Here is a 24,067-nt window from a genome sequence, read left to right on the forward strand (position 1 = left end):
GATAGTGTCCAGTCGATAATTTCGGGGTATGACGACGCGCATCAGCCACTGGACAAATGGCAGCTCCACCCCCGGCAGCTCTGGGCGCTCCGGCGCGGTGTTCAACCCCGCCACCGGAGAGCAGACCGGCGAGGTCGACCTCGCCAGCCGCGAGGAGCTCGACCGGGTCGTCGCGAGCGCGAGCGAGGCGGCCGAGGAGTGGCGCTCGGCGTCGCTGGCCAAGCGCACCGGGGTGCTCTTCGCCTTCCGCGAGCTCCTCGCAGCGAGCGTCGACGACCTCGCGGCGATCGTCACCGCCGAGCACGGCAAGGTGCTGAGCGACGCCAAGGGCGAGATCGCGCGCGGCCTGGAGAACGTCGAGTACGCCTGTGGCGTGGCCGAGCACATGAAGGGCGGCTACTCCGAGCAGGCCGGCACCGGCGTCGACGTCTACTCCATCCGGCAGCCGCTCGGCGTGGTCGCCGGCATCACGCCGTTCAACTTCCCGGTCATGGTCCCGCTGTGGATGTGCGCCAACGCGATCGCGACCGGCAACGCCTTCATCCTCAAGCCGTCGGAGAAGGACCCGAGCGCGGCGCTCTTCCTGGCCGACCTGTGGAAGAGGGCCGGCCTGCCCGACGGCGTGTTCTCGGTCGTGCACGGCGACAAGGAGGCGGTCGACGCGATCCTCGAGCACCCGGACGTCGCCGCGGTCAGCTTCGTCGGCTCGACGCCCATCGCGCGCTACATCTACGAGACTGGCACCCGCAACGGCAAGCGCGTCCAGGCGCTGGGCGGCGCCAAGAACCACATGCTGGTCCTGCCCGACGCGGACGTCGACATGGCCGCGGACGCCGCGGTGTCGGCGGCGTACGGCGCCGCGGGCGAGCGGTGCATGGCGATCTCGGTCGCCGTGGCCGTGGGTGACGTCGCCGACCCGCTGGTCGACGCGATCGCGGCCCGTCTGCCCAAGCTGCGCATCGGCGACGGCACCGACCCCGACTCGGAGATGGGCCCGCTGATCACGCGCGAGCACCGGGACAAGGTCGCCGACTATGTCCGCCAGGGCATCGAGGCCGGCGCCACTGCGGTGGTCGACGGGCGCGAGGCCGACGTGCCCAGCGACGGCTTCTTCCTCGGGACGACGCTCCTGGACCGGGTCAGCCCGGAGATGACCGTCTACACCGATGAGATCTTCGGCCCGGTGCTGTGCGTCGTCCGCCAGGACTCCTACGACGAGGCCATCGCGCTGATCAACGCCAACCAGTTCGCCAACGGCACCGCGATCTTCACCCGCGACGGCGGAGCCGCCCGGCGGTTCCAGTTCGACGTCGAGGTCGGCATGGTCGGGGTCAACGTCCCGATCCCGGTGCCCGTGTCGTACTACTCGTTCGGGGGCTGGAAGGCCTCGCTGTTCGGCGACGCCCACATGTACGGCCCCGAGGGGATCGCCTTCTACACCCGTGGCAAGGTCGTCACGTCGCGCTGGCCCGACCCGGCTACCTCGAAGATCGACCTCGGCTTCCCCACCCACCGCTGATCGGAGGACACCCATGACCCCGACGTACGACGGCCCGCTCGCCGGCATCCCGACCGACGAGGAGTCGGTCCGCAAGCTCGACCGGGCCCACGTCTTCCACTCCTGGTCGGCGCAGGCCCTGATCGACCCGCTGCCCATCGCCAGCGCCGCTGGCTCGCGCTTCACCGACTACTCCGGCAAGGAGTATCTCGACTTCTCCAGCCAGCTGGTCAACGTCAACATCGGCTACCAGCACCCCAAGCTGGTCAAGGCGATCGCCGACTACGCCCAGCAGATGACCACGATCCAGCCGGCGTTCGCCAACGACGCCCGCTCGGAGGCGGCCCGCCTGATCACCGAGGTGGCGGGTCACGACCTCAACCAGGTGTTCTTCACCAACGCCGGCGCCGAGGCCAACGAGAACGCCATCCGCCTGGCCCGGCTCCACACCGGACGGCCGAAGATCCTCGCGATGTACCGCAGCTACCACGGCGCCACGCACGGCGTGATCGGGCTGACCGGTGACCCGCGTCGCTGGGGCACCGAGCCGCACACGATCCCGGGCATCGTCCACTTCTGGGGGCCCTACCCCTATCGCTCGGCCTTCCACTCCTCCACGCCGGAGGAGGAGACGACCCGGGCCCTCCAGCATCTGCGCGACACGATCATGGTCGAGGGCTCCGCGACGATCGCGGCGATCATCCTCGAGCCGGTGGTCGGGACCAACGGCATCCTGGTCCCCCCGCCGGGCTACCTCGCCGGGGTGCGCGACATCTGCGACGAGCACGGCATCCTGCTGATCGCCGACGAGGTGATGTCGGGCTTCGGTCGGTGTGGGGAGTGGTTCGGCATGCAGCACTGGGACGTCCGACCCGACCTGATCAGCTTCGCCAAGGGCGTGAACTCCGGCTACCTCCCGCTGGGCGGCGTAGTGATCAGCGACCCGGTCGCCGAGACCTTCCAGCAGCGCGCCTACCCCGGCGGTCTCACCTACTCCGGACACCCCCTGGCCTGCGCCAGTGCGGTCGCCTCGATCGAGATCTTCAAGGAGGAGGGGATCGTCGAGCACGCCCGCGCGCTCGGCGACGACGTGATCGGGCCCGAGCTGGCCAAGCTCGCGGACCGACACCCCAGTGTCGGCGAGGTCCGCGGTCTGGGCGTCTTCTGGGCCGTCGAGCTGGTCAAGGACCGGGCGACCCACGAGCCGCTGGTGCCCTACAACGCAGCCGGCGACGCCGCCGCCCCGATGAACGCCTTCGCCGCGGCGTGCAAGAAGCGCGGGCTGTGGCCGATGACGCACTTCAACCGCACCCACGTCGTCCCGCCGTGCACGATCACCGAGCAGGAGCTCCGCGAGGGCCTGGCGATGCTCGACGAGGCGCTGGAGACCGCAGACTCCTACTACACCGGCACCTGACCCCGACCCGTTGAGTGGCGTCTTCCGACCCGTTGAGTGGCGAGTTCTGACCAACCGAGTGGCGAGTTCCGACCAACCGAGTGGCGGGTTCCGACCAACGACACCCGCCACGTCCGGTGGGGCGTGTGCGGAGTGGCGGGCAAAGCCAGGGTTTGACCGTCGAAGCCGACCAACCTCGCCGGCGGAGCCACCGAGCTCCACCGGACGTGGCGGGTGTCGTTGGTCGGAACCCGCCACTCGGTTGGTCGGAACTCGCCACTCAACGGGTCGGAAGACGCCACTCAACGGGTCGGAAGACGCCACTCAACGGAGCGCGTCGCTAGCATCCGGTCATGGCGGGCTGCTGCGACGACTCGGGCACGGACTACTTCGATCTCGGCGACCACCACCGCGCAGTCACGACGCCCTCGAGCGAGGCGCAGACGTGGTTCGACCGAGGCCTGGCCTGGACCTACGGCTTCCATCACGAGGAGGCCCGGCGGTGCTTCGAGCGGGCGGCCGAGGCCGACCCCGACTGCGCGATGGCGCACTGGGGGATCGCCTACGTCGTGGGTCCCAACTACAACCTCGCCTGGGACGACTTCGACCCCGGACGCCTGGCCGACTCGCTGACCACCGCCCGCCTGGCCCGGGAGCGCGCCGAGCAGCTCGCCGACGGCGCCTCCGACGTCGAGCAGGCCCTGATCGCGACGCTGGCCGCGCGCTACCCGGTCACCGACGCCATCGAGGGCGATCCGGGGTGGTGCGAGGGCCACGCGGTGGCGATGCGTACGGCGTACCAGCGCTTCCCCGACGATCTGGACGTCGCCGCGCTCTTCGCCGAGGCGCTGATGAACGTCACGCCCTGGCAGATGTGGGACCTGCCCAGCGGGCAGCCGGCCCCGGGGGCGCACACCGTCGAGTGCCGGGAGGTGCTCGAGCAGGCGCTCGCCAGACCGGCCGCTCGACGACACCCCGGGATCCTCCACATGTACATCCACCTGATGGAGATGTCGCCGACCCCCGACGCCGCGGCCGAGGCGGCAGACCTGCTGCGGGACCTCGTGCCCGATGCCGGTCACCTGCGCCACATGCCCTCGCACATCGACGTGCTGCTCGGGCGCTACGACGCGGTGATCGCCGCCAACCAGGCCGCCTACGAGGCGGACCAACGCTACGTCGCCCGCGAGGGCGCGATGAACGCCTACACGCTCTACCGCTGCCACGACCTGCACTTCCTCGTCTACGGCGCGATGTTCCTCGGCGACCGTGGCCGGGCCCTCGACGCGGCCGACCGGTTGGTGGACTGCATCCCGGAGTCGCTGCTCCGCGTCGCGTCACCGCCGATGGCCGACCTGCTCGAGGCCTTCGTCGCCATCCGCGTGCACGTGATGATCCGCTTCGGGATGTGGGAGGAGCTGGCGGTCGAGCCGCTCCCGCAGGACCACGAGCTGTACGCCGCCACGACGGCCCTCGTGCGCTACGGCCGCGGTATCGCCCACAGCGCGACGGGCCGGGTCGCCGAGGGCGAGCGAGAGCGCGAGCTCTTCGTCGCCGCAGCCGCGCGGGTGCCCGCGAGCCGCACGCTGTTCAACAACTCCGTCGCCGACCTCCTCGCGATCGCCGCGCAGATGCTGGACGGCGAGCTGCTCTACCGCCGCGGCGAGTACGACGCGGCGTACGCCGCCCTGCGCCACAGCGTCGAGCTCGACGACAACCTCCCCTACGACGAGCCGTGGGGGTGGATGCAGCCGACGCGGCACGCCTACGGCGCGCTCCTGCTGGAGCAGGGGCACGTCGAGGAGGCGGCGGCGATCTATCGCGCCGACCTCGGCCTCGACGACTCGCTGCCGCGCGCGCTGCGCCATCCCGGCAACGTCTGGAGCCTGCACGGCTACCACGAGTGCCTCACCCGGCTGGGCCTGACCGACGAGGCGCCCGGCGTCAAGGCCGACCTCGACGCCGCCCAGGCCCTGACCGATGTCCCGGTGCGTGCCTCGTGCGCGTGCCGGACCGTAGCCTGAGCGCATGGCCACCTGGGTCGCGCAGCTCCCCGAGCTCCGCCGCACGTGGCGTGCCGCGGACGAGCTCGACCGCGGGGCCTCCACCCGCTTCCCGCCACGTCACTGACCAGGCCTGGTCGCTACCCTCTCGTCCGTGATCGTCGTCAACCGCTTCCGGGTGCCCGACACCGAGGCGACGACGTTCCGGGGCGGCCTCGAAGGCGCCCGTGAGGTGCTCGCCGCCCAGCGCGGCTACGTTCGCGGACGCATCGGCCGCAACGTCGACGACCCTGAGCTGTGGGTCCTCACCACCGAGTGGGAGGGCCCCGGCGCCTACCGCCGCGCCCTCTCGGCGTACGACGTGAAGCTCGCCGCCGTGCCGACGCTGAGCCGCGCGCTCGACGAGCCGAGCGCCTACGAGGTCGTCGAGCCGGGGGCCGCCCTGAACGTCGTCGAGGGCCGCTCGTTAGGCTGACGTCTTCGACTGACCACGGCAGACCGACAGCCAGCGGCCCGACCCCAGGAGCACCGACGTGGCGAAGCCACCACCCAGCACCCTCGACAAGATCATCTCGCTCTGCAAGCGACGGGGCTTCGTCTTCCCATCGGGCGAGATCTACGGCGGCACGCGCTCGGCGTGGGACTACGGCCCGCTCGGGGTGGAGCTGAAGGAGAACATCAAGCGTCAGTGGTGGCGCTTCATGGTCACCACTCGTGACGATGTCGTCGGCATCGACTCCTCGATCATCCTGCCCACCCGTACCTGGGAGGCCAGCGGCCACCTCGCGACGTTCACCGACCCGCTGGTGGAGTGCCAGTCCTGCCACAAGCGCTACCGCGAGGACCACCTCCAGGAGGACTACGCCGCCCGCAACGACGTCGCCGACCCCGACACCGTCGACATCAACGAGTCGGTGCCCTGCCCCAACTGCGGAAACCGGCACACCTGGACCGAGCCGCGGAACTTCAACATGATGCTGAAGACCTACCTCGGCGTGATCGAGGACGAGTCGGGTCTGCACTACCTGCGACCCGAGACCGCCCAGGGCATCTTCCTGAACTTCGCCAACATCGTCACCAGCGCCCGGATGAAGCCGCCGTTCGGCATCGCCCAGATGGGCAAGAGCTTCCGCAACGAGATCACCCCGGGCAACTTCATCTTCCGCACCCGGGAGTTCGAGCAGCTCGAGATGGAGTTCTTCGTCAAGCCCGGCGAGGACGAGGAGTGGCACCAGTTCTGGATCGACGAGCGCACCCGCTGGTACACCGACCTCGGCATCGACCGCGACCACCTGCGTCACTTCGAGCACCCGCAGGACAAGCTCTCCCACTACTCCAAGCGCACCGTGGACATCGAGTACGACTTCGGGTTCTCCGAGCGCGGCTTCGAGGAGCTCGAGGGGGTCGCCAACCGCACCGACTTCGACCTCCTGGCGCATGCGAAGGCATCGGGTCAGGACCTCTCCTACTTCGACCAGGCGGGCAACGAGCGCTACACGCCCTACGTCATCGAGCCGGCCGGCGGCCTGACCCGCAGCCTGATGGCGTTCCTGACCGACGCCTACACCGAGGACGAGGCACCCAACACCAAGGGCGGGGTCGACACCCGCACGGTGCTGCGGCTCGACCCCCGGCTGGCCCCGGTGAAGGTCGCGGTGCTGCCGCTGAGCCGCAACGCCGACCTGTCTCCCAAGGCGCGCGACCTGGCGGCCCAGCTGCGGGGCCACGGGTGGAACGTCGACTTCGACGACTCCGGGGCGATCGGGCGCCGCTACCGGCGTCAGGACGAGATCGGGACGCCGTACTGCGTGACGGTCGACTTCGAGACCCTCGAGGACCACGCGGTCACCGTGCGCGAGCGCGACTCGATGAAGCAGGAGCGGATCGCGCTGGACCAGGCGTCGGCGTACTTCGCCGAGCGCCTGCTGGGCTGCTGAGCCGGTTGTGGGGTCACCCCACCCATCGACCCGGCACAATGACCCGATGAGCTCACACGCAGGCTGGCGCGCCGTTCGTCCGGTGGCAGCGGTCGCGGCCGCCCTGGTGCTCGCCGGCTGCGGCAGCTCCGGGTCGTCCACCCCGAACGCCGGTGGGGGCGGGTCCCCGGGCTCCTCGACCGGCTCGTCGTCGGGCTCGTCGTCCGGCTCCGCACCGAGTGGCGGCTCCTCCGGCCAGGTCCAGGGAGTCACGCTGACGCCGCAGGGCTCCGCGCTGAACGTCGGGCAGACCGCTCGGGTGACCTGGCAGCCGCAGGGCAAGGCGGTCAGTGTCGCGGCGCTCACCGTGACCAGGCTCCAGAGGGAGCCGATCAGCGTGTTCTCCGACTGGCGGCTGGACAGGACCACCCAGCACTCGACGCCGTACTTCGTGCACGCGACCGTCCGCAACCTCGGCAACACCAACCTCGGCGGCGCGACGGTGCCGCTGTACCTGCTCGACCAGAGCAACACCCTGCTCCAGCCCTCGTCGTTCCAGGCCAGCTTCCCGAAGTGCCCCAGCCGCCCGCTGCCGAAGCTGACCAAGGGCAGGACCACCTCGGTCTGCCTGGTCTACTTCGTCGTCCACCACGGCACGATGCGCGCGGTCAGCTTCCGGCCCAGCGGCGACTTCAAGGCCATCACCTGGGCCGGCCACGTCGGCGGCTGACCCAGCCCACTCGCCACCGCCCCGGCCGCAGGTTTGGCCGCGTGCCCTGCCTCGACCGACAATCGGGCCGTGACCACGCTGACCTTGGGCTCGCTGACCGTGCCCGTGCCGGTCGTGCTCGCGCCGATGGCCGGGATCACCAACGCGGCGTACCGCCGCCTGTGCGCCGAGCAGGGCGCCGGCCTCTACGTCTGCGAGATGATCACCAGCCGGGGGCTGGTGGAGCGCGACGCGACCACCCTGAAGATGCTGGTCTTCGACGAGCTCGAGACCACCCGGTCGGTGCAGCTCTACGGCACCGACCCGGCGTACGTCGGCAAGGCCACCGAGATCCTGTGCTCCGACTACGGCGTCCACCACGTCGACCTGAACTTCGGCTGCCCGGTGCCCAAGGTGACGCGCAAGGGCGGCGGCGGCGCGCTGCCGTGGAAGCGCGGACTGCTGGGGGAGATCCTGCGAGCCGCCGTCGGCGCCGCCGAGCCGTACGGCGTGCCGGTCACGATGAAGACCCGCAAGGGGCTCGACGACGACCACCTGACCTACCTCGACGCCGGCCGGATCGCCGAGGAGTCCGGCATCGCGGCCGTCGCGCTGCACGGCCGCACGGTGGCCCAGTCCTACAGCGGCCAGGCGGACTGGGACGCCATCGCCCGGCTGGTCGACAGCGTCGACATCCCGGTCCTGGGCAACGGCGACATCTGGGAGGCGGCGGACGCCTTGGCGATGGTGGAGCAGACCGGCGCCGCAGGGGTGGTCGTGGGGCGGGGCTGTCTGGGCCGGCCCTGGCTCTTCCGCGACCTGGCCGCCGCCTTCGCCCCGGCTTCGACCCCCACTCAGCCATCTCAGCCCACCACCCAGCCCACCACCCAGCCCACCACCCAGCCCACCACTCTGCCCACCCTGGGCGAGGTCCGGACGATGATGCGCCGGCACGCCGAGCTGCTCAGCGAGCACATGGGGGAGGAGCGGGGCTGCAAGGAGTTCCGCAAGCACGTCTCGTGGTACCTCAAGGGCTTCCGGGCCGGCGGCGAGCTGCGGCACTCCCTGGCCCTGGTCGACTCCCTGGCGGCCCTTGACGCCCTGCTCGACGAGCTCGACCCGGACGAGCCCTTCCCGGTCTCCGAGCTCGGCGCGCCGCGGGGGCGCCAAGGCTCTCCGCGCTCGCGGGTGGTGCTTCCGGAGGGGTGGCTGGACGACACCGACGGCGCCTCGCTGCGCCTCACCGAGGACACCACCGAGACCACCGGCGGCTGACTCCGGACCCGGCCGGAGGCCGGCCCGGGCGTGCCCAGTCCCCGACCCGGGATTTCGGACGCCCTGCCTGGTGTGCTTGAGTGGCGTGTCCGAATCGTGACCTACGGGGAAGTCAGGCCGGACCGCCGAGATCCAGACCGCCGCCTCCGACCAACGACTGCAAGGGAATCAGCGCTGTGGCTCGCCACAAGCGGGAGACCAATGCCCGCCGGTTCGTGACCCTCACCGGGAACCACGCCGCCAAGCTCGGGATCGGCGTGGCCACGGCGGCGACGCTCCCGGTCGTCGCGCTCGGGGTGGTCCACGCCGACGGGTCCCTCGACCTCACCGCACACCAGCGAGCACCGCTGCACCTCGACCCCCGTCGCTACGACGACGTGCCGGTCTCCCGGGGGCTCGACCGGACCGCCGACCGCACCTTCCAGCAGGGGGTGGCCGCCCAGGAGGCCACCGCGCACGCCGTCGAGCAGGCCCACCTGCGGAAGTGGGCGACCGCCGACCTCGACCTGTGGTCCAGCTCGGAGCAGGTGGCTCGACAGGTCGGGCTGCTGCAGTCCGGGCAGCCGGTCCTGGTGACCGGGCGCTCCGCGGACGGCCGGCTCGAGGTGGTCGTCTCCGGCCAGTCGCGCTGGGTGACCGCGGGCTACCTCTCCGACAGCCGCCCCGGCGGCGGCACCGTGTCGGCCGGTCTCTCGATGGCGCCGTGCCCGGACAGCTCGGTGGAGTACCGCCTGACCTCTGCCGCCGTGCTCCTCTACCGCTCGGTGTGCCACGCCTTCCCCCAGATCACGTCGTACGGCGGGTGGGACGACCACGGCGAGCACGTCACCGGCAAGGCGCTCGACATCATGACCAGCGACGTCGCCCTGGGCAACCAGATCGCCGCGTGGCTCCAGGCGCATGCCGCCCAGCTGCACGTCTACGACATCTTGTGGCGGCAGCACATCTGGACACCGGTGCGGGCCTCGGAGGGATGGCGGCTGTTCGCCGACCGAGGCTCTCCCACCGCCAACCACATGGACCACGTCCACGTGTCGGTGTACTAGCCCAGGTGCCCTAGTCTCGCCTCGATGTATGACCAGGCCGCACGAGAGCGCTGGGTCGACGAGCCGCCCAAGCGGGTCGACGCCCCCGAGCGCACCCCGTTCGAGCGCGACCGTGCGCGGTTGGTGCACGCCGCCTCCAGCCGGCGGCTGGCGGCCAAGACCCAGGTGGTGGGCCCCCAGAGCGACGACTTCGTCCGCAACCGGCTCACCCACAGCCTGGAGGTCGCCCAGATCGCCCGCGACCTCGCCCGCGCGCTGGGCTGCGAGCCGGACCTCGTCGAGACGGCCGCGCTCGCCCACGACCTCGGCCACCCGCCGTTCGGGCACAACGGCGAGCGTGCGCTGGCCCTGGCCGCACGGGACTGCGGGGGGTTCGAGGGCAACGCCCAGACGCTGCGGCTGCTGACCCGCCTGGAGGCCAAGACCATCGACGCCGACGGCCGCTCGGCGGGCCTGAACCTGACCCGCGCCACGCTCGACGCCTGCACGAAGTACCCCTGGCCACTCCGAGAGGCGACGGTGCCGAGCGGCGTCCACGCCGACGGGTCGCCGCGGGTGGTGCGCAAGTTCGGCGTGTACGACGACGACCGCCCGGTCTTCGACTGGTATCGCCAGGGTGCGCCCCAGCGCCGACAGTGCTTCGAGGCCCAGGTGATGGACCTCGCCGACGACATCGCCTACTCCGTCCACGATGTCGAGGACGGGATCGTCGTCGGACGGATCGATCTGACCCGCCTCGACGAGGCGGCTGTCGTCGGGGTGGTGCGCGACTGGTACCTGCCCGACACCGACGACGGCGCCCTACACGCCGCGCTGGGCAGACTTCGCGAGGTCGCCTCGTGGCCGACGACGCCGTACGACGGGAGCCGGCGCGCTCTGGCCGCGCTGAAGAACCTCACCAGCGACGTGATCGGCCGCTTCGCGGCCCGCGCACAGGCCGCGACGCTGGCGGCGTACCCCGGCTCACGGGTGCGCTACCTCGCCGACCTCGTCGTGCCGGAGGATGCCCGTACCGAGATCGCGGTCCTCAAGGGGATCGCCGCCCACTACGTGATGCGCGCCGACGACCGCGTCCGGCTCATGCAGCGCCAGCGCGAGCTCCTCGCCGAGCTCGTCGAGGCGCTGGCCTCCGAGGCGCCGGGAGATCTCGAGCCGGCGTTCGCCGACGACTGGAAGGCCGCGTCGGACGACGCTGCGCGGCGCAGGGTCGTGGTGGACCAGATCGCCTCGCTGACCGACGCCAGCGCGGTCGGGTGGCACTCCCGCCTCCTGGGGACGACCGCCTGAGGTGCTGGCGGACGCCGTGGCCCGGAGACGGGGTCCCCAGAGATCAGGGCAGGTCGCCCTGCGGGCCTGCCATGTGGTGCGGCTCGGGCGTGCTGTCCGACCCGGTGACCTTGGCTGCCGCGGCGGAGGCGGCGTGGGTGACCTTCTCGGCCACGACGGGCGCCTGCTCCTTGGCCAGGTCAACCGCCTGGTGCGCCTTCTCCTGGACCCGCGGGTCGTTGCGAACCCCGTCCAGCCTGGCCATGATCTGGTCGTAGCGCTCACGCCCGGCGCGCGCGCCGAGCAGGTAGCCGGCGGCGAACGCCACCAACAGCTCGAGCTTCCTCATCGCGACTCCTCCTTGCTCGTGGTCCGATGGCGACCGGCCTCCTGGGGCTCGGCCTGGTCCCGGCCCTGGGTCTGCTCATCAGGGTGGTCATCCTGCTCCCGCCGGCCGTTCTCGGCGGCCTGCCCCCGGATGGCCCTGCCCCGGGCGATGTCCTTGTTCTGCTTGGTGCGTGCCTTGCGGATCCCGCGGGTGTCGCGCGCCGGGAGCTGGAGCTCCTCCTCGGCGGGCAGACCCGCCTCCAGCTCGCGTCCGCGCTCCAGCTCGGAGTCCAGCTCGGCGCCGAGCAGCAGTGCGACATTGGTGAGCCACAGCCACAGCAGCCCGACGATGACGCCGGCCAGGGAGCCATAGGTCCTGTCGTAGCTGCCGAACGCCGCGACGTACAGCGCGAAGGCGACCGAGGCCACGATCCAGATCGCGATCGCGACGACAGCGCCGACCGAGAGCCAGCGGAAGCGCGGCTGCCGGACGTTGGGGGTGGCGTAGTAGAGGATCGCCACGATCAGGACCACGAAGACCACGATCACGGGCCACTTCGCGATGTTCCAGACGGTGACCGACTGGGAGCCGAGCCCGATCACGTTGCCGATGGAGTCCGCCAGCGGACCGGACACGACCAGCATCACCAGGACGACGGCCACCAGCAGGATCGCGACCAGGGTCACCAGGAGCGTGACGGGCCGTAGCTTCCAGAAGGGCCGGCCCTCGTCGATCTCGTAGACGCGGTTCATCGCGCGTCCGAAGGCACTGACATAGCCCGACGCCGACCAGAGCGCCCCCAGGATGCCCACGACCAGGCCGATCCCGGCCGACTGCGAGGCGGCGACGTGCTCGAGGGCGGGGTGGATGGTGGAGAGCGTGCTGGGCGAGACCAGGGGCCTGAGCACCTCGATCACGTTGTCGACGCTCGACTGGCCCTGACCGACCACCCCGAGCAGCGAGATCAGGGCGATGGCGGCGGGGAAGAGCGACAGCACGGCGTAGTAGGTGAGCCCGGCGGCCAGGTCCGTGCACTGGTCGTCGCCGAACTCCCGCAGCGTCTTTCGCAGGACGTAGCCCCACGATCGCCGGGAGAGGTCGGTCGGCGAGGCCGGCTTGCGCTCGTCGTCGGGCTCGAGGACCTCGTGCTCGCGCGACTCGTCGGCGCGGGCGTCGTCGGTCATCGTCGGCGCCACCACACGAGCAGACCGAGCACGGCCACCAGCCCGGCCGCGGCGCAGACCAGCTCGGGACGTGGCTTGCCGTCGGCGGTCGTGGCGCGCGCCTTGAGATCCGCCGCGCGCTCCCGGGCCCGGGCCCTGACGTCGAGCCTGTGCGCCAGCTGGTCCACGGTCTGGGCGAGCTGCTCGCGCTGCGCCTCGATCTCGGCCTCGATCGCCGCTGGGTCCCGGTCGCTCATCGGTGCTCTCCGGTCACCACGGCGATGTCTTCCTTGACTCCCTCGATGGCCTGCTCGGGGGCCGGCGGCACCGCCTGGGCGACCTCCTTCTTGCCGACCAGTGCGGCGATGCCGGCGCCGCCGAAGAGGACGACCGCAACGATCAGGGCGGACAGCCAGTCCGGGAGTGCGTGGGCCAGCCCGAGGACCGCGGTCGCGACGACGCAGCCGATCCCGAAGAGCCCCAGCAGGCCCGCCGCACCGAACATCGCGATGCCCAGACCCGCGCGCTTCCCCTTCTCGGCCATCTCGGCCTGGGCCAGGCGCAGCTCCGACCGGACCAGCGCCGGCACCTGCTGGGTGAGGTCGTGGAGGAGTCCGCCCAAGGAGGGATCGTCGTGGGCGGTGCGGCCAGCCTCGCCGGACGTCGAGGTACTCATGCTCGCTCTGTACCCCGGTGGCAGGACCCCATCCGCTCCCGAGGCGGGTCGCACCCCAACGAGGGCGGTCGGTCCCGCGCCGTAGACTCCGCACGTGGCCGGCCGGATTCGCGAGGAAGACATCGCGGAGGTGCGGGAGAAGGTCCGGATCGACGAAGTGATCGGCGACTACGTCACGCTCCGCTCCGCCGGTGGCGGGTCCCTCAAGGGCCTGTGCCCCTTCCACGACGAGAAGTCGCCGTCGTTCAACGTCAACCCGCAGCGCCGGGGCTACCACTGCTTCGGCTGCGGGGAGGGCGGTGACGTCTTCGCCTTCTTGATGAAGATCGACGGGCTCGGCTTCACCGAGGCCGTCGAGCGGCTCGCCGACAAGGTCGGGGTCACGTTGCGGCGCGAGGAGGGCGACGTCCGCACGGAGCGGCCTCGCGGCCCGCAGCGCTCGCGGCTCGTGGAGGCGAACAAGGTCGCCCAGGAGTTCTACGCCGATGCGCTGGCCACGCCGGACGCGGTGCTCGCACGGCAGTTCCTGGGCGAGCGGGGCTTCGACCAGGAGGCCGCGGAGACCTTCGGAGTGGGCTTCGCGCCCCGCGACGGCGAGGCCCTGCTGCGCCACCTCCGGCAGCGGAGGTTCACCGACGAGGAGAGCGTCGCCGCGGGACTCGTGGCGATCGGGCGCTCGACGTACGACCGGTTCCGGGGCCGTCTGGTCTGGCCGATCCGGGATCCCAGCGGCGACACCATCGGCTTCGGGGCGCGGCGGATCTTCGACGACGACCGGATCGAGGCGAAGTACCTCAACACCCCCGAGACCACGCTCTACAAGAAGAGCCAGGTGCTCTACGGCATCGACCTGGCCCGCCGGGAGATCGCCCGGACGTCGAAGTCGGTCGTGGTCGAGGGCTACACCGACGTCATGGCCTGTCACCTGTCCGGCGTGGGCACCGCTGTGGCCACCTGCGGTACGGCGTTCGGCGACGACCACGCCCGGATCCTGCGCCGCTTCCTCAACGACCACGCGGAGTTCCCCGGCGAGGTGATCTTCACCTTCGATGGTGACGCGGCCGGCCAGAAGGCCGCTCTGCGAGCCTTCGGTGGCGACCAGAACTTCGTCAGCCAGACCTACGTCGCCATCGAGCCGACCGGGCTCGACCCCTGCGACCTGCGGCTCCAGCAGGGTGACGCGGCGGTGCGCGAGCTGATCGCGCGGCGGCAGCCGCTGTACCGCTTCGTCCTGGCCAACGTCGTGCAGCGCTACGACCTCGACCGGGCCGAGGGGCGGGTGGGTGCGGTGCGCGAGGCCGCGGCGCTCGTCCACAGCAGCCGCGACACGGCCGTGGTCGCGAGCTCCTTCGCCCGCGAGATCGCCTCGCTGACCGGGATGGACCCTGCCGAGGTCCAGGTGGAGGTGCGCCGGGCGGCCGGCCGCAAGCCGACCGGCGACCCTCGGTCGACCGGGGGACGCGAGCAGGCTCGACAGTCGCAGCCGAGGCAGCCGGGGCAGCAGGCGCAGCCGCCGCGTCAGCAGCTGCCCGACCTGCGCGACCCCAGGTTCGTCCTCGAGCGCGAGACCCTCAAGCTCGTCGTCCAGGAGCCGGTCGCCGTCGCGGGCGCGGCGCGCGACCTCGGCGCCAACGACTTCACGCATCCGACCTACCGGGCCGTGTGGGAGCTGGTCGAGCGCAACGGCGGCCTCGGCGCCGCCGATGCCGACTGGGCCGGTCGACTCCGAGACCACGCCGGCGACCAGGCCGTGGCCAGTGCCGTGTCGGCGCTTGCGGTCGAGCCGGTCCCCTCCAAGAAGGGTGCCGACGGCGCCTTCGTGGCCAACACCGTCTATCGCCTCCAGGAGCTGACCGCCCAACGGCGCATCGCGGAGGTGAAGTCGCGGCTCCAGCGCACCAACCCGGTGGAGCAGACGACCGAGTACAACCGGATGTTCGGCGAGCTCACCGCGCTGGAGCAGCACCGCCGGCAGCTGCGCGACCTGGCCCTCGGGGCGTCGTGAGGTCGGTGCGGCGCGCACGGCCATCGGTCGACGTCGCAGCGGGGGAGCGGCTGCTCGCGTGGGCTCCGCTGGCAGACGGAGGCTGGGTGGCCGGCACCCGCGACGCCCTCTACCTGCCCGGCGAGCGCCTTGCGTGGGAGCAGATCCAGGAAGCGGAGTGGGACTCCGAGGCCGACCGCCTCCGCATCGTCGAGGTGGGCACCTGGGGCTCACCTCGTCCACGACACGAGCTCACCGTGGCCGGCGGTGCCGCCAAGGACGCCGACCGGCTCCTCCAGCTCGTCCGCGAGCGGGTGACGGCCAGCGTGCTCCTCTCGCGGCATGTCGCGGTGGCCGGACGGCGCGGCGTACGCGTGGTCGCTCGGCGCGCGCCCTCCGGCCGGTCCGCCATCCGGTGGCTCTACGAGTACGACGAGCAGATCGACCCCGACGACCCGTCCGTACGCGCTGCCGCCGAGGCCGCGCTCGCGGCAGCCAGGTCCGACGTCGGTGGGCTCTGACCCGCGATCCCACGACGGGCGTGCCGGATTCGCAGCGGGTCGCGGGGCCTTGCTAACCTGTGCGGGCTCCACGATCCCCTGTAGCTCAACTGGCAGAGCATTCGGCTGTTAACCGGAGGGTTGTTGGTTCGAGTCCAACCGGGGGAGCCACCACAGCCCAGCTGACCTGCACGAACGGGTCTGCTGGGTGCTTCGCGTCCCGGGTCCCGAACGGCCTGTTCACCATTTGTCACTACATTGGCGCGGTCGGATCTCGGCCGAGCGATCGGTCGCTGGCATGGCCCGTGTGCCTCCGGTACATGGCGGCGCTCCCGCAAGGACACCAGGACTCGCCCGCTCGCGTCGTCGATCTCGCGTCCTACCACCTGCTCACCTCTGAGGAGGCGGCAGCGATTCTCGGCGTGCCGGTCGCCACCCCGCGCACGTGCCGGACGCGTCGCCGCGGCTACGGTCCGCCGGCCGTGCATCGTGGCGGCAACATCCGCTATCGGCCCGAAGATCTGTTCTCCTGGATCGAGTCGCACACAGAGACCGCGGCTGAGGACCCTCCCGACGGCGGCGACCCGCCAGCGCGGCTCGTGCGCCGGCGCCGCCCCCATGCCCGCAGCGTCATCGCTCCGGGCCCCGGTCGCCCCACCCGCTGACACCGGACCCTTCGCGCGACGTGGCCTCCGGCTGTCCGGGCACTACGTCGCAAGGACCGAACACATGTCGCGAGAACTGCTTGAGCCGGGAGCCATCGGAAGGAACCGCGCGGACTCGGCGCGCAAGCACGGGATCGGTGAAACCTCGATCGTGCATGCGTGGGAGAACGCGATCAAGCTTGCCGAGTTCGAGTGCCAGGGCGAGGAGAGGCTGTTCGTGATCGGACCTGATGAGTCGACCTGCTGGAGCTGGGGGCGGTTCCGGTCGTGGAGCCGACTCGCATCATCCACGCTGACCGATGGCGCCCCAAGTTCTACGACGCACTGTGAAGGCGGTGATTGAGACGAAGATGAGGGCCAGGAAGGACCAGACCGGGCTGGACGCGGTCGAGCCGGAGGACCTGCGTGATGCCGTGGCGGCGGCACGTGCCTCGGACGACTCGTGGACCGTGATCGGGGCGGCGACGGGCACCACGAAGCAGGCTGCCTTCCAGCGCTTTGGCAAGGACCCCGAATCAGCCGAGCATCGCTGAGACCAAGCCGGTCCCGGGCGTTGGGTCCGGATGCCGCACTCACCGCCGATGAACGACGCGGTGGCGAGAGGCCACGATCAGTCCGCTGACTGCCAGCCGATGGATGAGGCTGAACCCTCGTGTCACATGATGGACCCTCATGACACCCACGCTTGTCTACCTCCACGGCATCGGCACCGAGCACGACGATGCGTGGCGTGGCGTGGTGAGCGCCGCGCTGGTCGAGGTGGGGTATCCGGGTCTCGAGGGCATCGATTGCCGGGCCCCGAAGTACCCGAACACGTTGCGCTATCCCAGCGATGAACACCACGTTCTCCCGCCGCAGACGTCGTCCCACGTTTCGAGGAGCCAGCGCGGTGAGCTGCGGTGGCGTGTCGAGCGGGCCACGGCCGATATCGAACGCGCGCTCGGCGCCCATGCTGCGGGGTGGGCCGTTCCACTGGCTGCTGTCACGGTTCCCGCCGTGATGAGGGTGATCCCGCAGGCACGGCGCTACTTGGAGGACGATGCCACGCGCGCGAACACCCTCCATCGCGTGCTCGCCGCTCTCCCCGAGTCCGGACCAGTCGTCCTGCTGGCACATAGTCTGGGCACCGTCATCGCCGCAGACCTGCTGACCCGGCTGCCGGCAGGTATCGAGATGGTCGCCGTGATCACGGTGGGCTCGCCGGCGGGGTTGCTCGGGGTGCACAGGGGCAGTGATCGTCTGGAGATGTTGCGCGAGCCGCTGCCGCAGGTCGCCTGGTGGCTCAACGTGTGGGGCGGCGCCGACCCGGTGACGGGGTTGCGTGGGATCTCCCAGCGGTTCCCATGGGTCCTCGACATCGCGCTGCCCGGTGTGCGGCACCCCATGGAGAACTATCTGGGCTCGCCCACGGTCGCGGCCGCTGTCGGTCGGGCGTTGTTCGGGAGCCTGGGCCGGGAGCTGTCGGTGACGCAGTCGCTTCCCGAGCCAGAGATCGACGATGTCGAGCTGGACGCGTACCTTCTGCTGACCTATGCCCACTTCGTGGCAGAGCACCTGCCGGCCAAGCAGCAGGCACGCTTCCGCGGTGCCCTCGGTGTCACCCGCGCCGACCTGACCGCGCGGCTCGGGCTGACCGACGCGGGCGACCCACCTGACCCGGCCCGGTTGCGGACCCTGTCGAAGTCGACCGCGTTGATGCCGCTGCTCGGTCTGGCGATGACCAACCCGGTCGCGCCCTATGACAGCACGATCAGTGCGGCTGCTCGACGTGACGCGCTGCACGACCTCGCTGTGTGGATCGGCCTCTACAGCGGGTACGGGCGCACGCTGCAACGCGCCCTCGCCCACGCATCGATGGCGATCGCGCCGACCTGGGTTGACCGGATGTGGTTGCGGCCGCGACGGCCATCGTCGCCGGGTCGGCTGGACGCCGTCGAGCTGACCGCGATCCGAGTGGTGGCCGCAGAACTCGCTCGACAGCGCGAGGGCCTCGATCCTGACCCTCGCGTCTACGCCGCAATGGCCACCGCAGAGAGCGAGATGCGACGCGATCGCGCCCGGCTCTTGCCGTACTCCGATCCCCGCGGGCCTACGATTCGGCTCCTCGACCACCAACTCCGCACCCTGAATCGGGCGATCCGCACCCTGAACCGCAAGGGACTTGCGCCGACCTGAACGCAGGACCCGCCCGGGGGCTATAGCGGAAGCACCGAGGTGCCCTATCGGCGCGAACACTCTCCGTGACCAGTTCTCGGCGCATTGACTGGGACAACAGCGGTGCCTAGTCGCGGCATTGTGACGCGCCTTCGAAGGCGTAGCCAGTTCGTGATGTCGGGCACGTCTAGGTCTCCGGCGGCGGCCGCGAGCACGAGCGTCTCGGCTTCGTCGACGGTGTAGGCGAGGTCGCGTCCGTTGAGAAGACAGAAGACTCTGGTGGCGGCCCAGGCCAGACGCTTGTTCCCGTCCACCAGAGCCTGGTTCCTGACCAGCGAGTGCAGCAGGGCGGCTGCCTTGTCCTCTGACGTCGGGTAGGCATCGTCGCCGAAGACCGTCACCTGCGGACGACCCGCTGCCGCGGCGAGAAGGCCGAGATCCCGGACGGCGACCTCGTCGATGATCCCGGCAGCGATCTCGAGCAGGTCCTCGACGGTGAGGTGGTCGAAGTGTTCGTCGGTCACTGCGCGAGGCGCTCGAGCAGCTCACTGTCCTCGTCGCGCACGCGCTCGATCGCGCTGCGGGCGCTCGGATACGTACTGGGCGATCGCGGTCCGAGCCACCTCCTGCATGGATCGGCCCTCCTCGTCTGCTTTGGCGCGAAGGGCCTCGCTCTCGGCGTCACTGAGCCTCAGGTTCATCGCCATGTCCAAGTGGTACCAGCGCGGTACCACACGGCTGAGTCACGGTTCCAGACGCCGGCGACGTAGAGGTCGCCAACATGCCCGGCTTTCGAGTCGCGGCTTCGCGTTCTGACGTTGGCGGAACGGGTGACGTCGACGATCAGTGCTGAAGTAACCCAGGTTGAAGTCACGCCGGTTCCCGGCTACTAGACGCATCTCCTCCTCCGTGCGAGTCAGGGTTGGTTGACTCCAGAGAACTGCGAGGGAGTCGGGTGCGGCGGCGCCGCAACCCCGCGACCTTGTCGCGCCCTTTGACGCGGGCCGCGGTGCATGGACAGTGCGCGGCACGATGCCGTACTCGCACAAGGCGCCCAACGCAACGCGCCGGCCAGAACCCTCGAAACCCTTCTGAGCTGTAGCCAACGGTCTGCTGCGGCGCCACCGTGTTGACTCCGTTCAGCCTGGTAGTCCAGTGGGTGGCTCGGCGGATGGGGTGCGCCGGGTGACGACTCCGGATTCGTAGGCCACGACGACGGCTTGGACGCGGTCCCGGATGCCGAGCTTCGCCAGTATCCGGGCGACGTGGGTCTTGACGGTGGCCTCGCTGACGAACAGCTGTCCGGCGATCTCGGCGTTGGACATGCCTCGGGCGACGAGCTTGAGGACGTCGAGCTCACGCGGCGTGAGGGTGTTCAGCCCTGGGCTGAGGTTGGGTGGGGCCGCGAACTCGGCGATCAGGCGGCGGGTGATCGAAGGCGCGAGCAGTGCGTCGCCCGCGCTGACCGTGCGGACCGCTGACACCATCTGGCGCGCAGCGAGGTCCTTGAGGAGGAACCCACTCGCCCCGGCCTGTAGCGCGTTGTAGACATACTCGTCGATGTCGAATGTCGTGAGCATGAGCACGCGTGTCCTGGTGCCCCGGCCATGAGCGACGATGCGCCCGGTGGCCTCGATGCCGTCGACCCCGGGCATCCTGACGTCCATCAGGACGACGTCGGGATGAAGCTTGAGCGAAAGGTCTACAGCTTCCTGTCCGTTGGCGGCCTCACCGACGACATCGATGTCGGGTTCGCCGCTCAGGATCATCCGGAATCCTGTGCGGACGAGCGTTTGGTCGTCGGCGATCAGGACCCGGATCGACGCGGTCATGCCCAGGCCTCCACCGGCTGTGGGATCGTGATCGCGAGGTGCTCGATGCCGGAGGTGCTGAGCGTGTGTACCTCTGCCTCGCACAGGGCCGCCCACTGCCGCATCGGCGCAGTGGGCCAGCCGACGCACACGCCACCGTCGATCGAAAGCATCAGGTCGACGGAGTCCGGGGAGTAGCGAAGGGTCAGCTCGAGCGGCTGTGACGAGGGACGGTCGTCCGCCTCCTCCAGAGCCGCCTCGGCGATCCGGTACAAGCCGAGGTCGATGCTGGCCGGAACCGACCTGCCGGTTCCCTCGACGATCAGCTGCACTTCTCTTCCTGACGTCAGGCTCAGCGCCGGGAGCTGATGGATCCCCGGCAGCGGAGCGAGGGGCACCGACGGTTGCTCTTCACGAAGGATGCCGAGCACGCGGCGCATGTCGGCCAGAACCTGGGTTGCCGTCATGTCGATCGAGCCCACGCAGGCGTCAGCGGCGGAGGGGTCGGACTCCAGCATCCGTTGGGCCGCCTCGGCCCACAGCACCATTTCACTCACGCTCGCCACCACCACCGCCTGCAGCTCGAGGGCGATCCTCGCTCGCTCGTCGGTCACGGTGAGTCGCTGGAGCTCCTCGCGTTCCGCTGCGGCCCGGTCTGCGCGTCGATGGAGCGCCTGTGCCTTCTGCAGGTTGGCGCGGATGACGCGGCCAACGGCCCACGAAGCCACGGGCATGCCCAGGCTGAACCCCAGCGCGTCATGCGACGGATCCGTGAGGGACACGGTCAGGGGCGCCATCAGGGTGACAAGGAGCCCTGCCACGGCACGAGCCCGAGGCTCGTACCGGGCCACGGAGTAGGGCGGGACGAACAGCACGACCATCGGCATGTTGAGGGCGAGCACGTCCCCGTGCAGCGAGAGGACCGCGACCGAGGCGGTGGTGATGACGCAGACGGCCAGGGCCGCACGACGCCGCCACGCGAGGCACGTCATCAGGACGGCGACCGCTGCGGCATCGACCCACACAGGTGAGCCGCGCTGAGTGTTGCGTGCCACCTCGATCTCACCGGCGAGGAGGAAGATCAGGGCAAGAGCCACGTCGAAGATGTGGCTCCGCCGGCCGCGCACGAAGTCGGTGATCACTCGTCCAGCTCGTCCCGCGGAATGCTGGCGACGACCTCGAAGCCACCCTTCCGCGTTCTGCCGGCTCGCATCGTGCCGCCGTACAAAGCCAACCGCTCGGCCATGCCGACCAGCCCGTGCCCGGTGGGAGTGTCGTCGGCAGCGTGGCCGTTCACGCGTGTGGTCGCGCCGTGGTCCACGACGGCGAGGCGGACCTGCGTGGGCTCATGGCGGACCGAGACCACGGCCGCGGTCGGCCCGGCGTGCTTGATCACGTTGGTCAAGGCCTCCTGGACCACTCTGAATGCGACCAGGTCCCGCGCCGGCGAGAGATCCCGGCGGAGACCCTGAACCCGCACCTCGACTTCCACCCCCGCCGAGCGGGCGCGGTGGGCAAGCGCCTCCAGCTGGTCGAGACCTGGCTCCCCGACCGCGGACAGCTCCACGTCGGGACGCCGCATCACACCCACGATCCGACGCATCTCCATCACCGCTTCGCGACCGCACGTCGCGACCGCCTCGAGGGCACTTCTGGCTGACTCGACGTCCTGATAGGCAACACGTCGTGCCGCGATCGCTTGGATCGCCATGACGCTGATGTTGTGGGCGACCACGTCGTGCAGGTCGCGCGCGATCCGGGCCCGCTCGGCTGCAATGGCCCTGCCGGCGGCTGCCCGCTGCTCCGCCTCGGCCTCAGCGGCCTCCTGGGCCAGCGCCTGCGTTGCGGCCGTCTGGGCAGCAATGGTCCGCCCAGCCAAGTAGGGCAGCGCGAAGAAGAACAGCCACACCGAAACCAGGCCGATCACCTGGTCATCGCCAGGGGTTAACCAGATGGCCGGCAGTGCGACGAGCAGCAGCGCCAGATCCAGGTACCGACGTCGAGCACCTCCTGGTTGCCGTCCGAGCATGTAGCAGTCCAGGACGAAGACGACCGGGATCAGAATCGTCTGCGCCACGGGCGCAAGGTCGCGCAGCAGCATCACGGCTGCGCCGGCCACGATCACAGCCAACGCCGGCGCCCACCGTCGCCAGGCAACGGTCGTCGTCAGGGCAGGTCCAGCCAGAAGGCTCATCGGAGCCGGATCCCGGCCCGCGAGGAGGCCGACCATCAGAGCGGCCGTCAGCACTGCCGCCGAGGCCGCGTCGACCATCCACCACGGGGGCCGCGCGAAGCGGGAGGACTGCGCCGGGCGCATCGACCCAGGGTAGTGCCGGGCCACCGAGCCGACATCCGCCACACGATGGACGCCATCCGCCGTACGGAGTACCCGTCTCGGGCTGACGGCCGACGCGCTCGCGGTCGGTCGCCTCGACGCTGGTAAGTGACCGTCCCACGGGCGGTCTCCGCTCCCGGGGCGGAGTAGAGACCACAGCGAGGACCAGGAAATGACATCTCCGCACACCCCCAAGTCCACCCTGACCGGGCCGGCAGCAGGGCTCTTGTTCCTCGCAGCCTTCGCCCTCTCGAGTCCACCCCCCGGTGTCTCCGCGGGCGGTGCCGCAGTCGTCACGTTCTACCGGGCCCACAGCACGACCCAGCACCTCTCGGACGCCTGCTGGATGCTCGGCCTCGCCCTGCTCGTCCTGTTCACCGGGGCCCTGCGCACCCGGCTCCGCGGGGTTCCCGCGGCTGAGGGCCTAGCTACCAATGCCCTTGCGGGTGCCGCGATCACCGCTGCCGGAGGGTGTGTCTACTTCGGGTGCGACTTCGCACTGGCGGGCATGCCGGCCTCGATGGCACCGGCGGCCGCGCAGGCAGTCAACCTGCTGGCACTCCAGCTCGTCCTCCCGCTCGGTGCCGGTGTCCTCGTCCTCGGGATCGCCGCCGGACTCGCGATCCTTCGCAGCGGCCTCCTCCCCGCTTGGACCGGATGGACCGCGATCGTGCTGGGTTTCACCGGACTCGCCGGGCCTTTCGCCCTCGTGGCGTTCGGGCTCTGGGCCGCAGTGGTGGGCATCCTGGCCAGCCGCCCTCAGGCACGGGTCTCCAGCGACGCAGCCCCGCACCAGGCTCAGGCAGACGCCTGACCGGCAGGCAGCTCGCGCAGAGCTACAGCCCGCCGACCTCAAGGACCCGGAAGAAGTCGCGCTCCGACCCGCGAGGGAATGGACGCAGGTGAGATCTCGCCGGCACCCGGCATGTCCGGTCTGGCTGGAACGGCAGCAAAGGTGTGCGACATCGCACCTCCCGACGGCCTGAGGTCCAAGCCAGACCCGCGGGCCGCCACGCGAGTGGGCATCTTCGCAGTGGAGCGCCGACTCGCTGTCAGCGACGGTTGAAAACTGACCCCGGAGCGAATTCGCCCTGGAACTCGCCCGGCGGAAAGGGGTCAATTTTCGACCGGCGTTGACAGGATCGGAGGGGACCTCGACTCGTGGCTGCCGACCCAGCTCGACTGGTCGCATGAGCGGACACTGGATGCTCTCGCAGCGGCCTCGACGCGACTCGACGTCAGTGGAAGATGCTTCGCCGCCCCTGCGAGGCGAATCCCGCTGGCTTCGCCTGATGACCTGGTCGCCCGCTGATCCCACTCATGCCGCTCCGTCGCAACCTTG

The 24,067-nt window shown here is 70.5% G+C and carries 23 protein-coding genes and 1 tRNA gene; 16 read left to right on the plus strand and 8 right to left on the minus strand.

Going from position 1 to position 24,067, the window contains the following annotated elements; translation table 11 throughout:
* Positions 1 to 28: 28 nt before the first annotated feature.
* From VHW64_RS11500 to VHW64_RS11540, 9 genes are all read left to right on the plus strand, one after another.
* Positions 29 to 1,519, plus strand: a complete 1,491-nt coding sequence (locus VHW64_RS11500; RefSeq protein ID WP_329650694.1) for a CoA-acylating methylmalonate-semialdehyde dehydrogenase — start codon at positions 29 to 31, stop codon at positions 1,517 to 1,519.
* A 13-nt stretch (positions 1,520 to 1,532) separates the two neighbouring features.
* A complete protein-coding gene (locus tag VHW64_RS11505) occupies positions 1,533 to 2,915 on the plus strand; it encodes an aspartate aminotransferase family protein (protein WP_329650695.1) in 1,383 nt (460 codons plus the stop codon).
* Positions 2,916 to 3,247: 332 nt separating this feature from the next.
* A complete protein-coding gene (locus tag VHW64_RS11510; RefSeq protein ID WP_329650696.1) occupies positions 3,248 to 4,918 on the plus strand; it encodes a hypothetical protein in 1,671 nt (556 codons plus the stop codon).
* Between the two features lie 133 nt (positions 4,919 to 5,051).
* The gene (locus tag VHW64_RS11515; RefSeq protein WP_329650697.1) at positions 5,052 to 5,372 is read left to right on the plus strand and encodes an antibiotic biosynthesis monooxygenase family protein; all 321 of its coding nucleotides are present in this window, start codon (positions 5,052 to 5,054) and stop codon (positions 5,370 to 5,372) included.
* Positions 5,373 to 5,430: 58 nt separating this feature from the next.
* A complete protein-coding gene (locus tag VHW64_RS11520; protein WP_329650698.1) occupies positions 5,431 to 6,834 on the plus strand; it encodes a glycine--tRNA ligase in 1,404 nt (467 codons plus the stop codon).
* Between the two features lie 46 nt (positions 6,835 to 6,880).
* Positions 6,881 to 7,543: a hypothetical protein gene (locus tag VHW64_RS11525; RefSeq protein ID WP_329650699.1), complete on the plus strand. Its 663-nt coding sequence runs from the start codon at positions 6,881 to 6,883 to the stop codon at positions 7,541 to 7,543.
* Positions 7,544 to 7,669: 126 nt separating this feature from the next.
* Positions 7,670 to 8,797, plus strand: coding sequence for a tRNA dihydrouridine synthase DusB (dusB, locus tag VHW64_RS11530; protein ID WP_414690487.1), 1,128 nt, complete (start codon positions 7,670 to 7,672; stop codon positions 8,795 to 8,797).
* A gap of 176 nt (positions 8,798 to 8,973) precedes the next feature.
* Positions 8,974 to 9,843 carry a mucin-2 protein gene (locus tag VHW64_RS11535; RefSeq protein WP_329650701.1) on the plus strand — a complete coding sequence of 290 codons (870 nt, stop codon included), beginning with the start codon at positions 8,974 to 8,976 and terminating at the stop codon, positions 9,841 to 9,843.
* Positions 9,844 to 9,867: 24 nt separating this feature from the next.
* Complete coding sequence (locus VHW64_RS11540) at positions 9,868 to 11,130, plus strand: deoxyguanosinetriphosphate triphosphohydrolase (RefSeq protein WP_329650702.1); 1,263 nt, start codon at positions 9,868 to 9,870, stop codon at positions 11,128 to 11,130.
* A 43-nt stretch (positions 11,131 to 11,173) separates the two neighbouring features.
* Here the strand turns inward: VHW64_RS11540 and VHW64_RS11545 are convergent, their stop codons facing one another.
* Genes VHW64_RS11545 through VHW64_RS11560 form a run of 4 tightly spaced genes read right to left on the minus strand, consistent with a single transcriptional unit; the run spans position 11,174 to position 13,276 of the window.
* Positions 11,174 to 11,458: a hypothetical protein gene (locus VHW64_RS11545; RefSeq protein WP_329650703.1), complete on the minus strand. Its 285-nt coding sequence runs from the start codon at positions 11,456 to 11,458 to the stop codon at positions 11,174 to 11,176.
* On the minus strand, positions 11,455 to 12,621 hold the full coding sequence (locus VHW64_RS11550) for a YihY/virulence factor BrkB family protein (protein ID WP_329650704.1): 1,167 nt from the start codon (positions 12,619 to 12,621) through the stop codon (positions 11,455 to 11,457). The genes VHW64_RS11545 and VHW64_RS11550 overlap by 4 nt, the downstream gene beginning before the upstream one ends.
* A complete protein-coding gene (locus tag VHW64_RS11555) occupies positions 12,618 to 12,857 on the minus strand; it encodes a DUF3618 domain-containing protein (RefSeq protein ID WP_329650705.1) in 240 nt (79 codons plus the stop codon). Before VHW64_RS11555 ends, VHW64_RS11550 begins: the two co-directional genes overlap by 4 nt.
* Complete coding sequence (locus VHW64_RS11560; RefSeq protein ID WP_329650706.1) at positions 12,854 to 13,276, minus strand: phage holin family protein; 423 nt, start codon at positions 13,274 to 13,276, stop codon at positions 12,854 to 12,856. Before VHW64_RS11560 ends, VHW64_RS11555 begins: the two co-directional genes overlap by 4 nt.
* A 94-nt stretch (positions 13,277 to 13,370) precedes the next feature.
* Between VHW64_RS11560 and dnaG the strand changes: the two genes are divergently transcribed.
* The 6 genes from dnaG to VHW64_RS11585 all read left to right on the plus strand — a co-directional run bounded on the left by dnaG (position 13,371) and on the right by VHW64_RS11585 (position 18,600).
* Positions 13,371 to 15,281, plus strand: coding sequence for a DNA primase (dnaG, locus tag VHW64_RS11565; RefSeq protein WP_329650707.1), 1,911 nt, complete (start codon positions 13,371 to 13,373; stop codon positions 15,279 to 15,281).
* A gap of 5 nt (positions 15,282 to 15,286) precedes the next feature.
* Positions 15,287 to 15,781 (plus strand): hypothetical protein, encoded by a 495-nt coding sequence (locus VHW64_RS11570; protein ID WP_329650708.1) that lies wholly within the window; start codon positions 15,287 to 15,289, stop codon positions 15,779 to 15,781.
* Positions 15,782 to 15,855: 74 nt separating this feature from the next.
* Positions 15,856 to 15,931, plus strand: a tRNA-Asn gene (locus VHW64_RS11575).
* A gap of 149 nt (positions 15,932 to 16,080) precedes the next feature.
* Positions 16,081 to 16,425, plus strand: a complete 345-nt coding sequence (locus tag VHW64_RS20315) for a helix-turn-helix domain-containing protein (RefSeq protein ID WP_414690485.1) — start codon at positions 16,081 to 16,083, stop codon at positions 16,423 to 16,425.
* Between the two features lie 350 nt (positions 16,426 to 16,775).
* Positions 16,776 to 16,958 carry a hypothetical protein gene (locus VHW64_RS11580; protein ID WP_329650709.1) on the plus strand — a complete coding sequence of 61 codons (183 nt, stop codon included), beginning with the start codon at positions 16,776 to 16,778 and terminating at the stop codon, positions 16,956 to 16,958.
* A 139-nt stretch (positions 16,959 to 17,097) separates the two neighbouring features.
* The gene (locus tag VHW64_RS11585) at positions 17,098 to 18,600 is read left to right on the plus strand and encodes a hypothetical protein (RefSeq protein WP_329650710.1); all 1,503 of its coding nucleotides are present in this window, start codon (positions 17,098 to 17,100) and stop codon (positions 18,598 to 18,600) included.
* Between the two features lie 44 nt (positions 18,601 to 18,644).
* Here VHW64_RS11585 and VHW64_RS11590 read toward each other — a convergent pair whose 3' ends face one another.
* The 4 genes from VHW64_RS11590 to VHW64_RS11605 form a co-directional block, all read right to left on the minus strand.
* Positions 18,645 to 19,103, minus strand: a complete 459-nt coding sequence (locus VHW64_RS11590) for a type II toxin-antitoxin system death-on-curing family toxin (protein WP_329650711.1) — start codon at positions 19,101 to 19,103, stop codon at positions 18,645 to 18,647.
* 615 nt (positions 19,104 to 19,718) lie between these two features.
* On the minus strand, positions 19,719 to 20,411 hold the full coding sequence (locus VHW64_RS11595; RefSeq protein ID WP_329650712.1) for a response regulator transcription factor: 693 nt from the start codon (positions 20,409 to 20,411) through the stop codon (positions 19,719 to 19,721).
* Positions 20,408 to 21,532, minus strand: coding sequence for a histidine kinase dimerization/phosphoacceptor domain-containing protein (locus tag VHW64_RS11600; protein ID WP_329650713.1), 1,125 nt, complete (start codon positions 21,530 to 21,532; stop codon positions 20,408 to 20,410). The genes VHW64_RS11595 and VHW64_RS11600 overlap by 4 nt, the downstream gene beginning before the upstream one ends.
* Positions 21,529 to 22,662, minus strand: a complete 1,134-nt coding sequence (locus tag VHW64_RS11605; protein WP_329650714.1) for a sensor histidine kinase — start codon at positions 22,660 to 22,662, stop codon at positions 21,529 to 21,531. The genes VHW64_RS11600 and VHW64_RS11605 overlap by 4 nt, the downstream gene beginning before the upstream one ends.
* A gap of 235 nt (positions 22,663 to 22,897) precedes the next feature.
* On the opposite strand from VHW64_RS11605, the gene VHW64_RS11610 reads away from it, so the two are divergent.
* Complete coding sequence (locus tag VHW64_RS11610; protein ID WP_329650715.1) at positions 22,898 to 23,539, plus strand: hypothetical protein; 642 nt, start codon at positions 22,898 to 22,900, stop codon at positions 23,537 to 23,539.
* Positions 23,540 to 24,067: the final 528 nt, after the last annotated feature.

The organism is Nocardioides sp. (genome assembly GCF_036267815.1).
Classification (GTDB): Bacteria; Actinomycetota; Actinomycetes; order Propionibacteriales; family Nocardioidaceae; genus Nocardioides.

What these genes read in the sequence shown, in the direction of transcription:
- VHW64_RS11505 (WP_329650695.1), top strand. Translation starts at nt 1,533, where the DNA reads ATGACCCCGACGTACGACGGCCCGCTCGCCGGCATCCCGACCGACGAG.
- VHW64_RS11585 (WP_329650710.1), top strand. Translation starts at nt 17,098, where the DNA reads ATGACACCCACGCTTGTCTACCTCCACGGCATCGGCACCGAGCACGAC.
- VHW64_RS11560 (WP_329650706.1), bottom strand. Translation starts at nt 13,276, where the DNA reads ATGAGTACCTCGACGTCCGGCGAGGCTGGCCGCACCGCCCACGACGAT.
- VHW64_RS11605 (WP_329650714.1), bottom strand. Translation starts at nt 22,662, where the DNA reads ATGGTCGACGCGGCCTCGGCGGCAGTGCTGACGGCCGCTCTGATGGTC.
- VHW64_RS11510 (WP_329650696.1), top strand. Translation starts at nt 3,248, where the DNA reads ATGGCGGGCTGCTGCGACGACTCGGGCACGGACTACTTCGATCTCGGC.
- VHW64_RS11500 (WP_329650694.1), top strand. Translation starts at nt 29, where the DNA reads ATGACGACGCGCATCAGCCACTGGACAAATGGCAGCTCCACCCCCGGC.
- VHW64_RS11610 (WP_329650715.1), top strand. Translation starts at nt 22,898, where the DNA reads ATGACATCTCCGCACACCCCCAAGTCCACCCTGACCGGGCCGGCAGCA.
- dusB (WP_414690487.1), top strand. Translation starts at nt 7,670, where the DNA reads ATGGCCGGGATCACCAACGCGGCGTACCGCCGCCTGTGCGCCGAGCAG.
- VHW64_RS11555 (WP_329650705.1), bottom strand. Translation starts at nt 12,857, where the DNA reads ATGAGCGACCGGGACCCAGCGGCGATCGAGGCCGAGATCGAGGCGCAG.
- VHW64_RS11595 (WP_329650712.1), bottom strand. Translation starts at nt 20,411, where the DNA reads ATGACCGCGTCGATCCGGGTCCTGATCGCCGACGACCAAACGCTCGTC.
- VHW64_RS11545 (WP_329650703.1), bottom strand. Translation starts at nt 11,458, where the DNA reads ATGAGGAAGCTCGAGCTGTTGGTGGCGTTCGCCGCCGGCTACCTGCTC.
- VHW64_RS11525 (WP_329650699.1), top strand. Translation starts at nt 6,881, where the DNA reads ATGAGCTCACACGCAGGCTGGCGCGCCGTTCGTCCGGTGGCAGCGGTC.
- VHW64_RS11540 (WP_329650702.1), top strand. Translation starts at nt 9,868, where the DNA reads ATGTATGACCAGGCCGCACGAGAGCGCTGGGTCGACGAGCCGCCCAAG.
- VHW64_RS11580 (WP_329650709.1), top strand. Translation starts at nt 16,776, where the DNA reads ATGAGGGCCAGGAAGGACCAGACCGGGCTGGACGCGGTCGAGCCGGAG.
- VHW64_RS20315 (WP_414690485.1), top strand. Translation starts at nt 16,081, where the DNA reads ATGGCGGCGCTCCCGCAAGGACACCAGGACTCGCCCGCTCGCGTCGTC.
- VHW64_RS11550 (WP_329650704.1), bottom strand. Translation starts at nt 12,621, where the DNA reads ATGACCGACGACGCCCGCGCCGACGAGTCGCGCGAGCACGAGGTCCTC.